This is a genomic window from Caulobacter sp. ALps2 (assembly GCF_058681635.1).
In genome coordinates, this window is sequence record NZ_CM178743.1 from 2747430 (window position 1) to 2759959 (window position 12530).

Consider the following 12530-nt stretch of genomic DNA (forward strand, 5'->3'; position numbering starts at 1 on the left):
CCATGGTTGCGACGAACCGTCGCGGCGGCGCGCGCGGGCGACTTTGCTACCGGTCGCCTAAACTTCTGGTAGGCCAAGGCTTTTCGGTCCGCGACATCTCGTTCCAAGACCTTGGATTTTTAACCAATTTCGGAAATCCTTAACCTCGTTTCGAACATGGTTGACGTCTGTCGGCCGTGTGAGGCCGACACGGGGGACCATGGCCGCTATCGCCGCGCATAAATTGCAGATCATCCGGACGCTGGTGGAAACCGCTCCGGACGCGGCGCTGCGCAGCCTGGAGCTGGCGCTGTCGAGCGCCGGCGCGACCGGATCCCTGGCCGCCGTGCGGGCCCTCGTCGAGGACGAGACCGCCAGCCGCTTCGTCCGCAACAACATCCTGGCCCCCATCGTGCCGCTGTGCGCGCCGCGCGGCGAGGGCTGCGTCTCGTTCCCCAGCATGGTGCTGGGCCGCCTGTGGAAGGCGCTGAAGGTCATCGCCCCCTCGCGCGTCGACGAGGCCTCGGCCAAGTGCAATCCGTGGGACCTGGAGCAGGGCACGCCCGAGGTCTTCGACGAACTGTGCAAGACGGCCGCCGCCGGCCTGCGCGACCCCGAGAACGCCGCCTTCGACAGCGTGCGCTCGCTTTGCGATCCCGAGCACCTGGCCCTGTGCCTGCAGCTGTCGGCGATCGCCCGCTCGTGCCTGCCCAAGCTGGCCGAATGGGTCAGCCGCATGTCGGACGAGCGCGCCTTCGCCGCCAAGCTGGCCTATCGCGACGCCTGCCGGATCAGCGAGGACGCCGGCCCGCTGCTGCTGGACATGCTGTCGGCCCACCTGCCGGACGACTGGCGGATCATGCGCGTGATCTCGGCGGTCATGGACCGTCCCAGCGACCGCTACCTGGCCTCGTCGGAGGTCAAGGCGTTCGGGGAGCGCATCCTGGCCGACATCGACGCCTCGATCGCCCGGATCGAGAATTTCAACTTCGCCGACGGCGAGAAGGCCGGCCGTCAGGCCGCCCAGGGCGCCCACAAGGCTCAGCTGCAGATCGTCGAGTTCCAGCAGTCGGTCGACATCGCCAAGGACGGCCCGTGGGGCAAGCGCCTGGCCCGTCACAAGCAGCAGATGGCCAAGGTCTGCGAACAGCGCATGGACCAGGCCGACAAGCAGCTGGAAGCGGCCCTGCCGCTGCGGTCGCTCTCGATGATGTCCAAGAAGGGCAGCAAGGGCGCGGCCAAGCTGACCGATGAGCCGGACGAGGCGATGATCCGCCGGGCCCAGTCGGCGCTGGCCTTCATCGCCGAGCTGCGCTCGTGCGCCGACAAGGCCGGCTACGGCAGCTCGCGCAACAAGATCCTGGAAAAGCTCAACAGCCGGCTGGACCCCTATATCGAGGACGTCCTGCACGTGGCCCGCACGGGCGACGGCGGCGACTCAGGCCTGGCCGTGAAGTACCTGGACGTGGCGGCGGGCTTCATCGCCTACACCCGCGACGACAAGACGGCCGAGATCGTGCGGCGGCGGGCGGCGGCGGCGATCGCGGCCTAAGTCTTTCGTTTGGGGTGGCCGCCTGGCGCCGCCCCGCCAACCACTCCACGAGCGCCGCGTTCACGACCTCGGGCCGGTCCAGCGCGACCACGCGCCGCACGGCTCCGCGACCACCACGATCGGCGTCATGAACCTTCCCTCGTCGAGCAGCGTCACCATGGCGCGCGCCCAGACCCCACTTAAGCGCTTTTTTCGCTAACGGACGGCGCGGTTACCGGCTAACACGCGGCCATGATCGCTTTCTGGATCGCCGCGACGGGGCTGTCGGCCGTGACGGCCGGGATGGTGCTGCGCGGGGCCGCGCGGGCCAGGCCCATCGACGACGCCCAGGCGCGGCTGGAGCCGCACCGTCGTCGCCTGGCCGAGGTCGAGCGGCTGGCCATCGACGGCCTGCTGGCCCCGGACGAGCTGAAGACCGCCCGCGCCGAGGCGGCGCGGGGCCTGCTGGCCGCCGCCGACCAGACCCAGGTGTGGGAGCGCGACGGCGTTGGCCCGCGCAAGGCCGTCGTGGTCGCCGCCGGCGCGGCCTGCGTCGCCGCCGTCGGCCTCTATGTCGCGCTGGGGCGTCCCGAACTGCCCGATCAGCCGCGGGCCGAGCGCGTCGCCGCCTGGAAGGCCGCCGATCCCGCGACCCTGGCCCCCGAGCAGATCGCCGCCGTGCTGGAAGGCGTCGCCGCCGAGCGTCCCATGGACGCCGAGCCGCTGGTGTTCCTGGCCAAGGCCCGCGCCGCCGCCGGCGACCTGTCCGGCGCCGAGGCCGCCCTGCGCAAGGCCGTCCGCATCGCCCCCAAGCGGGCCGACATCTGGAGCCTGCTGGGCGAGACCTTCGTCATGGAATCCAAAGGCCAGATCGGCGCCGACGCCAAGCTGGCCTTCGGCGAGGCGCTGAAGGTCGATCCGAACGACATTCGGGCTCGCTACTATCTGGGGCGTGGCAAGGTCGCCGACGGCGACGTGCGGGGCGGCCTTGCCGACTGGCGCGCTTTGGCCGCCAGCCTGCCCGCCGCCGACCCAGGCCGCGCGGCCCTGGCCCAGGAGATCGCCCAGGTCGAGGCCAAGGGCGGCCTGCCCAGCGCCGAGCCCGCCGCGGACGCCAATCCGCGGGTCCAGGGCATGATCGCCGGCATGGTGGAAGGCCTGGCCGCGCGTCTCGCCCAGTCCCCCGACGATCCCGACGGCTGGGTGCGCCTGGTCCGCGCCTATGCCGTACTGGGCGAGACCGCAAAGCGCGACGCGGCGCTGGCCTCGGCCTCCGCTCGCTTCAAGGACCAGCCCAAGGTGCTGTCGGCCCTGCGCCAGGCCGCCGACACGCCTCCGCAGAAGACCGCCCCATGAGTTTCTGGCCCAAATCCCGTAAGGCGCGTCGCCGCCTGACAATTCTGCTGGCCATCGCGCCGGTGCTGGCCCTGGCCGTCGGCCTGGCGCTGTACGGTCTGCGCGACAACATCTCGCTGTTCTATACGCCCGCCCAGGCCAAGGCGGCCAATGTCGCGCCGGGCCGCAAGGTGCAACTGGGCGGCCTGGTGCAGCACGGCAGCGTGGTCAAGCATCCCAGCGGGGACGTCGAGTTCGTGGTCGCCGACCAGCAGGCCACGGCCAAGGTCAGCTATCACGGCGACCTGCCCGACCTGTTCCGCGAAGGGCAGGGGATCGTCGCCGAAGGGACCTTCGACGCCAACGGGACCTTCGTCGCCAAGCAGGTGCTGGCCAAGCATGACGAGCGTTACATGCCGCGCGAGGTGGCCAAGGCGCTGAAGAAGCAGGGCGAGTGGCGCGGTGAGGGTTCTGCCCCGCCGACCTACGGGAAGCCCCCTTCCGAGAAGAAGACATGATCACCGAGCTGGGCGCCTTCGCCCTGATCCTGTCGCTGATGCTGTCGGTGGCGCAGACCGGCCTGTCGGCCGTCGGCGGCGCGCGGCGCTCGCCAGTGCTGGCCGGCGCGGGACGCGGCGCGGCCGTGGCGGCCTTCGTCGCCGTGGCGGTGGCCTTCGCGGCCCTGATCCACGCCTTCGTGACCTCGGACTTCTCGGTCGCCAATGTCGCGGCCAACTCGCACACCGCCAAGCCGCTGTTCTACAAGGTGGCCGGCGCCTGGGGCAGCCACGAGGGCTCGATGCTGCTGTGGTGCCTGGTGCTGACCGGCTACGGCGCGGCCATGGCCTTCTTCGGCGACAGCCTGCCGCCGCGCCCGAGGGCCTACGCCATCGCCATCCAGGGCGCGCTGGGCGTCCTGTTCCTGGCCTATACCGTCCTCGCTTCGAACCCGCTGGCCCGCCTGCTGGACGCGCCCGTCGAGGGGCGCTCGCTCAATCCGCTGCTGCAGGACTGGGCGCTGGCGGTGCACCCGCCGTTCCTCTACGCCGGCTATGTCGGCTTCTCGGTGGTCTATTCCCTGTCCTTGGCGGCGCTGATCGAGGGCCGGATCGACGCGGCCTGGGCGCGCTGGGTGCGGCCCTGGACCCTGGCGGCCTGGAGCCTGCTGACCATCGGCATCACGCTGGGCGCCTTCTGGGCCTATTACGAGCTGGGCTGGGGCGGCTGGTGGGCCTGGGACCCGGTCGAGAACGCCAGCTTCATGCCCTGGCTGATCGGGGCGGCCTTGCTGCACTCGGCCATCGTCACCGAGAAGCGCGGGGCGCTGCCGGGCTGGACGGCGTTCCTGGCCCTGGCGGCCTTCACCTTCTCGATGCTGGGCGCCTTCCTGGTGCGTTCGGGCGTGCTGACCAGCGTCCACGCCTTCGCCGTCGACCCGACGCGCGGCGTGCTGCTGTTGATGATGATGGGCCTGGCCGCCGGAACGGGTTTCCTGCTGTTTGGCCTGCGCGCCTCCAGCCTGAACCCGGGCGGCCAGTTCCGCCCCGTGAGCCGCGAGAGCGCCATCGTGCTCAACAACATCCTGCTGTCGACGGCGACGGCGGTGGTGCTGCTGGGCACCCTGTACCCCCTGATCCGCGAGGCCATGGACGGCGAGGCCGTCTCGGTTGGCGCGCCATTCTTCAACCTGACCTTCGTGCCGCTGATGCTGCTGGCCTTCGCCGTGCTGCCGGCCGGCCCGTTGCTGGCCTGGAAGCGCGGGGACGCCAAGGGGGTCGCCCGCAAGCTGTGGATCGTGCTGGCGGTCGCCGCCGTGCTCGGCCTCGTCGCCTACGGCCTCATCCAGCCACGCAAGGCCCTGGCCAGCGGCGGCCTGGTGCTGGGCTTCTGGCTGGTGGGCGGCGCGCTGCGCGAGCTGGCCGATCGCCTGAAGCTGTTCGCCGCCCCCGTCGCCGAGAGCCTGCGCCGTGCTCGTGGTCTGCCGCGCGGCGCCTGGGGCACGACCCTGGCCCACGCGGGCATGGGCCTGTTCGTGCTAGGCGCTTCGTTCGAGACCGCCTGGCGCGTCGAGGCCGCCCAGGCGTTGAGCCTCAACGACAGCCACGCCCTGGGCGCCTACACCCTGACGCTCAGCGACGTCGGCACGGTCGAGGGGCCCAACTACCTGGCCGAGCGCGGCATCGTGAAAGTCGTCAACAAGGCTGGCGTCGAAGTCTGCCGCGCCGAGCCCGAGCGCCGCTTCTACCCCACCGGCGGCCAGACCACCTCGGAAGTCGCCATCTGCCCCAGCCTGCTGGACGACATCTATATCGTGCTAGGCGAGCGCCGGGCGGGCGAGGGCGGCAAGCCGGCCTGGCTGGTCCGCGCCTATGTGAACCCCTGGGTGCGGCTGATCTTCCTGGGCCCGCTGATCATGGCGATCGGCGGCGCGGTGTCGCTGTCGGACCGTCGCGTGCGCCTGGGCGTGGGCCGCCGCGCTGGCGAGGTCGTGACGTGAGCCGGCTCCGCGCGATTCTGATCGCCGTGGCCGCCTTGGCCATGACCGCCGGCGCCTACGAGCCGTCCGAGCGCCTGGCCGATCCGGCGCAAGAGACCCGCGCCCGCCACCTGTTCAAGGAAGTGCGCTGCCTGGTCTGCCAGAACGAGTCGATCGACGACTCCGAGGCGCAGTTGGCCGGCGACCTGCGGCGGATTGTCCGCGAACAGGTCAAGGCCGGCCGCGGCGACGAGGAGATCCGCGCGTTTCTCGTGCAGCGCTACGGTGAGTTCGTGCTGCTGAAGCCGCGCTTTTCGGCCGGCAACGCCGTGCTGTGGCTGGCTCCGCTGGGCGTGCTGCTGGTCGGAGGCGGTCTGATGTTCGGGCTCCTGCGTCGCCGAGAGACTGAACACACCGAGCTTTCGCGGGACGAAGAAGAGCGTGTCCGGCGCCTGCTCGAAGACGATTGACACGATTGCGCCGAAAAGGAGCCTCAAGAAGCGCCTTTCGGATGACGGAAAGATAATTCGAGAACCATTGCACCTTTTATTGTCGGGACTAGGTTCTCAGATCGACTGGGACCGCGCGCCGGGCGCGCGGGTGACGCGAACGAAGCCGCGTGATGCGCGCGGATGAGGAAAGACGAATGACCGCTAGGAAGTCGGGATTCATTGTGGGCGCCGTCGCTGGCGCGGGCGTGGCCTGTGCGGCGCTGGCAGGCGTGGGCATGCGCATGGGTGGGGCGGACGCCGCCGAAGCCCCGGCGATCCGCGCGTCGATGGCTGGCGCGCCGGCCTTCGCGCCGCCGCCGGGCGCGCCGATGTCGTTCGCCGACATCTTCGAGAAGGTTTCGCCCGCGGTCGTCCAGATCAACGTGACCTCCAAGGCTTCGCCGCCGTCGCTGCGTATCCCGGGCCTGGAAGGCTTCGACATCGTGCCGCGCGGCCAGAAGGGCAAACCGGGCCAAGGCCAGGACGGCGAGGACGGCGACACGCCGACCACGCCGAAGCAGCAGTCGGCCGGTTCGGGCTTCTTTATTTCGGCCGACGGCTACATCGTCACCAACAACCACGTCGTGGCCGACGCCGACGACATCCAGGTGGTGATGAAGGACGGCCGCGAGCTGAAGGCCACCCTGATCGGCCGCGACGAGGGCACCGATCTCGCCGTCATCAAGGTCGTCGATCCCAAGGCCAAGGGCGCCGACTTCCCGTATGTGAACTTCGAGAACCAGGCCAAGCCGCGCGTCGGCGACTGGGTCATCACCATCGGCAACCCGTTCGGCCTGGGCGGCACGGCCACGGCCGGCATCATCTCGGCCTACAACCGCGACCTGGGCGACAACACCTCGTCGTTCGTGAACTACATTCAGATCGACGCGCCGATCAACCGCGGCAACTCGGGCGGTCCCAGCTTCGACATCTACGGCCGGGTGATCGGCGTCAACAGCGCCATCTACTCGCCGTCGGGCGGCTCGGTCGGCATCGGCTTCGCCATTCCGGCCGACATCGCCGAGGACACCGCCAAGCAGCTGATCGCCGGCGGCAAGGTCGTGCGCGGTTATATCGGCGTGACCATCCAGGACTTCAGCGTCGAGGCCGGCGAGGCCCTGGGCTTGAAGGACGTCAAGGGCGCGATCGTCGCCGAGCTGGTCGCCGGCGGTCCCGCCGCCAAGGCCGGCCTGCTGCCGGACGACATCCTGGTCGCCGTCAACGGCGTGTCCGTCGCCAACCGCTCTGAACTCACGCGCGAAGTGGCCAAGGCCCGTCCGGGCGACACTATCCGCATGTCGGTCCTGCGCGACGGCAAGCCGCGGATGGTCAATGTCGTGTCGGGCACCCGTCCGGCCGAAGGCTCCCTGGGGCTGAACGACGACGATCAGGATCAGGATGGCGGTACGGCGCCGACCCCGGACAAGCCGGCCAGCCAGAAGGTCGACGCTCTGGGCCTGACCCTGGGTCCGATCGATCCGGCCTCGCGCCAGACCTACAAGATCGACAGCGAGATCAAGGGCCTGCTGATCACCGGAGTGAAGGGCGACAGCGACGCGGGCGAGAAGGGTCTGGCGAAGGGCGACGTCCTGGCCAACATCAACAACGCCGCCGTCGTCACGGTCGCGGACGTGAACAACGCCGTGGCCGCCGCCAAGAAGGCCGGCCGCAACAGCGTGCTGGTCAAGGTGATCCGCCAGAACCGTCCGGTCTTCGTTCCGCTGAAGATCGCGCCGTAGGCTGACGTCGATTAACTGAATGAGCCCCGTTCCGGTTCGCCGGAGCGGGGCTTTTTCGTATCTGTCCAAGGTTTAAGTTACGCCGGTCGCCGAAACCGCTATCAAGCCTGCAACTGTCGCGCGATGGACCAGAATCGGGAGAACGTCGATCGTTCCGCCATTCTGTCTGGGCGCATGAGAGGCTCACTGATGCGTATTCTGATTATCGAGGACGACCTGGAAGCCGCCGCCGCCATGGCGCACGGCCTCAAGGAGGCTGGTTACGACGTCGAGCACGCGCCCGACGGCGAGGCCGGTCTGGGCGAGGCCCAGAAGGGCGGCTTCGACGTCCTGGTCGTTGACCGGATGATGCCCAAGATGGACGGCGTCACCGTCGTCGAGACCCTGCGCCGCGAGGGCGACCAGACGCCGGTGCTGTTCTTGTCGGCCCTGGGCGAGGTCAACGACCGCGTCGTGGGTCTGAAGGCGGGCGCCGACGACTATCTGGTCAAGCCGTACGCCTTCCCCGAGCTGATGGCCCGTGTCGAGGCCCTGTCGCGCCGTCGCGAGACCGGCGCCGTCGCCACGACCCTGAAGGTCGGCGAGCTCGAGATGAACCTGATCAACCGGACGGTCCATCGCCAGGGCAAGGAGATCGACCTGCAACCGCGCGAATTCCAGCTGCTGGAGTTCATGATGCGCCACGCCGGCCAGTCGGTGACCCGCACCATGCTGCTGGAGAAGGTCTGGGAATACCACTTCGACCCGCAGACCAACGTCATCGACGTGCACATCTCGCGTCTCCGCTCGAAGATCGACAAGGGCTTCGACCGGGCCATGCTGCAGACCGTGCGCGGCGCCGGCTATCGCCTCGATCCGTAGGCGGTCGGGCGAGGGCGTGGTAGGATCAGACCATGAACAAGCCGGCGAAACCCGAGGCTGACGACGTCGACGATCTGGCTTCGGTCGGTGACGGCCTGGGTCCGATTCCGACCAAAGCCGAGATGGACGCTTGGTACGAGCGCAACCGCGAAGCTATTGGTCAGCTGGTTCAGGAAGCGCTCGATGAGATCGCCGAAGGTGAGGGTACGCCTTGGGATATCGAGGAAATCCTGGCCGACTGCGCGGCTGAGTTCGAAAAAAGCCAGAAAGGCTGATGGAGAGGTCACTCGTCGTCAAAGCTCCAGGCGCTCTACGTGACCTGCGCGCCATCTACGCCCGGATCGTCCTTGATGGTGGTCCGGCACGCGCGAAGAGCATCTTCAGGGCGCTGGACGAGACGATCGAACGGCTAGCGCGAAGGCCGCTATTGGGGCCCGAACGCGTTGATCTGCCTGATCAGCTTCACAGCTTCAGTTTCCGTCGATGGACGATCTTCCACCGTCCACTACCCGATGGCAGTGGTGTGATCGTTCTCCGTATCCTCGACAGCCGTCGCGACATCTCGGCGCTGCTCGGCAAGAAGACTTAAAAAGCCCATGCGTCTGCCGCGCCTTCTCCGCACCACGCCGTTCCGGCTGACCCTGCTGTTCCTGGCCCTTTTCGCGGCGGCCGCCAGCGCCTTCCTGGGCTACATCTACGTGGCCACGGCGGGCGAGGTGAACCGTCGCTCCCAGGCCGAGATCAGCCGTGAGTTCGAGAGCCTGGAGGCGGCCTACCGCCAGGGCGGCGTCGACGCCCTGAACCAGACCATCGTCGAGCGGGCCACGGGCGAACGGCCGTTCCTGTACTTTCTGGCCGACTCCAGCGGCAAGCGCATCTCGGGCTCGATCGAGGAGTCGCCGGTCAGCAACTTCAGCGGCGACGGTCCCGAATGGGCCAGCTTCAAGGTCACCGAGACCGACCTGGACGGCGCCGAGGTCAAGGCCGCCGCGCGTGGGGTGCAGCAGCGGCTGGAGCACGGCGAGATCCTGTTCGTCGGCGCCGATGTCGACGCCTCCGAAGCCTATGTCCGCAAGATCGTCCGGGCCCTGTGGGGCGCCGGGGCGCTGGTCATCCTGCTGGGCATGGCCGGCGGCGTCCTGATCAGCCGCAATGTCAGTCGCTCGATGCAGGGGCTGGTGGATGTGGTCAACGACGTCCGGGCTGGCGACCTGCACGCCCGGGCCCGTGTGCGCGGCACGCGCGACGAGTATGACGAGCTGGCCGAGGGCCTGAACGACATGCTCGACCGGATCGAGCGCCTGATGGGCGGCCTGCGCCACGCCGGCGACGCCATCGCCCACGACCTGCGCTCGCCCCTGACCCGCCTGCGCGCTCGCATGGAAGTCGCTTTGATCGACGCCGAGAACGGCAAGGGCGATCCGGTGGCGGCGCTGGAGACGGCGCTGCAGGACGCCGACGGGGTGCTGAAGACCTTCAACGCCGTGCTGGCCATCGCCCGCCTGCAGGCCGCCGGCTCGGCCCCGGACCAGCGCAATTTCGACGCCTCTGAGCTGGCCACCGACATGGCCGAGCTCTATGAGTTCTCGTGCGAGGACAAGGGTCTGGACTTCAAGGCCGAGATCACGCCGGCCCTGAACATCAAGGGCAACCGCGAGTTCCTCGCCCAGGCCCTGGCCAACCTGCTCGACAACGCCATCAAATATACGCCCGAGGGCGGGGCCATCATGCTGCGCGCGCGTCGGACCTCGTCGGGCGAGCTGGAATTCTCGGTCACCGACACCGGCCCCGGCGTGCCCGAAGCGGACCGGCCCCGCGTGGTCCAGCGCTTCGTGCGCCTGGAGAATAGCCGCAGCGAGCCGGGCGCGGGCCTCGGATTGTCCCTGGTCAGCGCCGTCGCCGTCTCGCACGGCGGGCGGCTGGAACTGGCCGAGGGACCGGGGGAATACAACGGCATGGGCCCGGGGCTTCGGGTCGCGCTAGTGCTGCCGCGCGTGGAGTAGGGCGTCGGCCCGAGGAGAGTTTGATGGACCGCCGCCAGTTTCTCGCCTCGTCCCTGCTGGCCCTCGCGCCCAGTGTCGCGTTCGCTCAAGCCCAGACCCAGGCGCCCCCGCCGTCATTCCCGCCGATCGACGCCCGCAGCGTCTGGCTGGTCGGCGACAGCGCGCCGCCCGATCCGGTGAAGACCGCCGCCCGCCTGGCGGAGCTGGTCCAGAAGGGCAAGCCGCGCGACAGCTACATCGCCGGTGGGGCCGTCACCGAGCTGGAGCAGCGGTTCGCGACGATGTTGGGCAAGGAGGACTGCGCGTTCCTGCCCACCGGGACCCTGGCCAACCACGTCGCCGTGCGCATCCTGGCCGGCGAGGCCACGCGGGTGATCGTCCAGCACGAGAGCCATCTCTATCGCGACGAAAGCGACGCCGCCCAGCTGCTGAGCGGCCTGAACCTGATCGACCTGGCGCCCGGTCGCGCCGGTCCCTCGTTGGACGAGATCAAGGCCGCCGTCGACGAGGCCGAGAACGGGCCTTATCCGCTGAAGGTCGGGGCGATCTCGCTGGAGAGCCCGGTGCGGCGAGCCAAGGGCGAGCTGCTGGATCCCGCCGCGCTGCAGAGCATCGCCGCCTATGCCCGCGGCAAGGCCATCCGCCTGCACCTGGACGGCGCGCGACTGTTGCTGGCCCCGCCCGGCTACGACATCGCCGGCACGGCGGGCCTTTTCGATACGGTCTATGTCTCGCTCTACAAGTACCTGGACGCGCCGTTCGGGGCGGTGCTGGCGGGCGGCAAGGCCGACATCGCCAGGGCCCGCGCCCTGCGCCACCAGTTCGGCGGGACGATCTATCAGGCCTGGCCTTGCGCGGTGCTGGCGCTCGCGGCGCTGGACGACTTCGAGGCCCGCCACAAGGCCGCATTCGCCGCCGCCGACCAGCTGTTCGGCGCGCTGGAGAAGGCCGGGGCGGCCAAGGCCAGACCCGCGCCAAACGCCTCCAATATCCGCCAGCTGGTGCTGAATCCCAAGATCGCCGAGGGCGTCTTCGACCGCATGCGCGAGGCCGGCGTCCGCCTGGCCAGGCCCGACAAGGACGGGGCGATCGACTTCTGGATCAACGATACGGTCAGCCGCCGTCCGGTCGACGAGTACCTGAAGCTGTTCCTGGGTTAGTCGGGCTTACTGGCCCTGCACCCAGGTGATCGCGCCCGTGTACGGGTCCATCTGGGCGGCCATGCCGGGGCGCAGATCGCCGGCGTCGGGACCGCGGGGGGAGACGCTCCAGACGATGACCATGGCCATGATCGCCAGGAAGGTCATGGTCAGGAACCCGGCGATGTCGCGGTGCAGGCTGGGCTCGCGCCGGTTCAGCAGCGACACGCGCAGGATCAGCGGATGGGTGGCCCAGCCGCAGGCCAGGGGCGAGGTGGCGACGCTCATCTGCGCCTTCATCAGGGTCTTGGCGTAGTCGGCGCGGATGTCGCCGCGCAGGGCCACGACGGTGGCGTCGCAGGCCAGTTCCTGGTCGATGCGGACCAGGCGCGCGGCCAGGGCGATCATCGGATTGCACCAGCCCAGCACCCCGGCCCCGGCGATGACCAGGTTGGCGATCGGATCGCCGCGATTGATGTGGGTGCGCTCGTGTAGCGTGATCATCTCGCGCTCGCGGGCGTCGAAGCGCTGGTTGAAGTCGGACGGCAGCACCACGCGCGGCCACAGGGCGCCCATGACGGCCGGACCGGCCAGGCCCTGCTCGACCTTGCGCCGGAACAGGCGCTCGCGCAGGACCAGGATGGCGGTGGCGACCGCGCAGCCGGCCAGCCACAGCAGGATCAGCTTGGACGCCCAGGCGCCCAGCGGTCGGGCGGGCGAGCCCAGGTCCATGGTCTCGGCCAGGCTGGGCAGGAAGGCGGCGGCCGCGGCGGCCGGCACGATGGCCCACAGGCCGTAGGCGCGGCGCGGGCCGAACAGCTGGCGCGCGGACGGACGCAGCATGACGACCAGCAGCACGGCGGCCGCGGCGGCGATCTGGGCCCGAACCAGGGCGAGGGCGAAGAGCTCGATCATCGTCGGATGCAGTCCTGACCGTTTCCCGGATCCAATCGTTACAACTGTAATTTCTCGCGTC

12 protein-coding genes are annotated in these 12530 nt (G+C 69.4%); 11 read left to right on the forward strand and 1 reads right to left on the reverse strand.

From position 1 onward, the window contains the following. Window positions 1-160: 160 nt before the first annotated feature. From ACW173_RS13085 to ACW173_RS13135, 11 genes are all read left to right on the forward strand, one after another. The gene (locus tag ACW173_RS13085) at window positions 161-1531 is read left to right on the forward strand and encodes a hypothetical protein (protein ID WP_492080444.1); all 1371 of its coding nucleotides are present in this window, start codon (window positions 161-163) and stop codon (window positions 1529-1531) included. A gap of 231 nt (window positions 1532-1762) precedes the next feature. Then, a complete protein-coding gene (ccmI, locus tag ACW173_RS13090) occupies window positions 1763-2866 on the forward strand; it encodes a c-type cytochrome biogenesis protein CcmI (protein ID WP_492080445.1) in 1104 nt (367 codons plus the stop codon). Then, complete coding sequence (gene ccmE / locus ACW173_RS13095; RefSeq protein WP_492080446.1) at window positions 2863-3363, forward strand: cytochrome c maturation protein CcmE; 501 nt, start codon at window positions 2863-2865, stop codon at window positions 3361-3363. Before ccmI ends, ccmE begins: the two co-directional genes overlap by 4 nt. Beyond that, window positions 3360-5342, forward strand: a complete 1983-nt coding sequence (locus tag ACW173_RS13100) for a heme lyase CcmF/NrfE family subunit (RefSeq protein ID WP_492080447.1) — start codon at window positions 3360-3362, stop codon at window positions 5340-5342. The genes ccmE and ACW173_RS13100 overlap by 4 nt, the downstream gene beginning before the upstream one ends. Beyond that, complete coding sequence (locus tag ACW173_RS13105; protein ID WP_492080448.1) at window positions 5339-5791, forward strand: cytochrome c-type biogenesis protein; 453 nt, start codon at window positions 5339-5341, stop codon at window positions 5789-5791. The genes ACW173_RS13100 and ACW173_RS13105 overlap by 4 nt, the downstream gene beginning before the upstream one ends. A gap of 176 nt (window positions 5792-5967) precedes the next feature. After that, entirely contained in the window at window positions 5968-7551 is a 1584-nt protein-coding gene (locus ACW173_RS13110) for a Do family serine endopeptidase (protein ID WP_492080449.1), read from the forward strand. A 189-nt stretch (window positions 7552-7740) separates the two neighbouring features. Continuing rightward, window positions 7741-8412 (forward strand): two-component system response regulator UczR, encoded by a 672-nt coding sequence (uczR, locus tag ACW173_RS13115; RefSeq protein WP_492080450.1) that lies wholly within the window; start codon window positions 7741-7743, stop codon window positions 8410-8412. A gap of 32 nt (window positions 8413-8444) precedes the next feature. Beyond that, entirely contained in the window at window positions 8445-8687 is a 243-nt protein-coding gene (locus ACW173_RS13120) for a hypothetical protein (protein WP_492080451.1), read from the forward strand. After that, window positions 8687-9001 carry a type II toxin-antitoxin system RelE/ParE family toxin gene (locus ACW173_RS13125; protein WP_492080452.1) on the forward strand — a complete coding sequence of 105 codons (315 nt, stop codon included), beginning with the start codon at window positions 8687-8689 and terminating at the stop codon, window positions 8999-9001. Before ACW173_RS13120 ends, ACW173_RS13125 begins: the two co-directional genes overlap by 1 nt. Before the next feature lie 7 nt (window positions 9002-9008). Further along, a complete protein-coding gene (gene uczS / locus ACW173_RS13130; RefSeq protein WP_492080453.1) occupies window positions 9009-10415 on the forward strand; it encodes a two-component system sensor histidine kinase UczS in 1407 nt (468 codons plus the stop codon). Between the two features lie 23 nt (window positions 10416-10438). Further along, a complete protein-coding gene (locus tag ACW173_RS13135; RefSeq protein ID WP_492080454.1) occupies window positions 10439-11575 on the forward strand; it encodes a threonine aldolase family protein in 1137 nt (378 codons plus the stop codon). Between the two features lie 6 nt (window positions 11576-11581). On the opposite strand, the gene ACW173_RS13140 is transcribed toward ACW173_RS13135, so the two are convergent. Continuing rightward, a complete protein-coding gene (locus tag ACW173_RS13140) occupies window positions 11582-12469 on the reverse strand; it encodes a M56 family metallopeptidase (RefSeq protein ID WP_492080455.1) in 888 nt (295 codons plus the stop codon). Window positions 12470-12530 lie beyond the last annotated feature (61 nt).

Excerpts from the sequence above, each read along its gene's own strand:
- ccmI (WP_492080445.1), top strand. The coding sequence starts at position 1,763 with ATGATCGCTTTCTGGATCGCCGCGACGGGGCTGTCGGCCGTGACGGCC.
- ccmE (WP_492080446.1), top strand. The coding sequence starts at position 2,863 with ATGAGTTTCTGGCCCAAATCCCGTAAGGCGCGTCGCCGCCTGACAATT.
- ACW173_RS13100 (WP_492080447.1), top strand. The coding sequence starts at position 3,360 with ATGATCACCGAGCTGGGCGCCTTCGCCCTGATCCTGTCGCTGATGCTG.
- ACW173_RS13110 (WP_492080449.1), top strand. The coding sequence starts at position 5,968 with ATGACCGCTAGGAAGTCGGGATTCATTGTGGGCGCCGTCGCTGGCGCG.
- uczR (WP_492080450.1), top strand. The coding sequence starts at position 7,741 with ATGCGTATTCTGATTATCGAGGACGACCTGGAAGCCGCCGCCGCCATG.
- ACW173_RS13120 (WP_492080451.1), top strand. The coding sequence starts at position 8,445 with ATGAACAAGCCGGCGAAACCCGAGGCTGACGACGTCGACGATCTGGCT.
- ACW173_RS13125 (WP_492080452.1), top strand. The coding sequence starts at position 8,687 with ATGGAGAGGTCACTCGTCGTCAAAGCTCCAGGCGCTCTACGTGACCTG.
- uczS (WP_492080453.1), top strand. The coding sequence starts at position 9,009 with ATGCGTCTGCCGCGCCTTCTCCGCACCACGCCGTTCCGGCTGACCCTG.
- ACW173_RS13135 (WP_492080454.1), top strand. The coding sequence starts at position 10,439 with ATGGACCGCCGCCAGTTTCTCGCCTCGTCCCTGCTGGCCCTCGCGCCC.
- ACW173_RS13140 (WP_492080455.1), bottom strand. The coding sequence starts at position 12,469 with ATGATCGAGCTCTTCGCCCTCGCCCTGGTTCGGGCCCAGATCGCCGCC.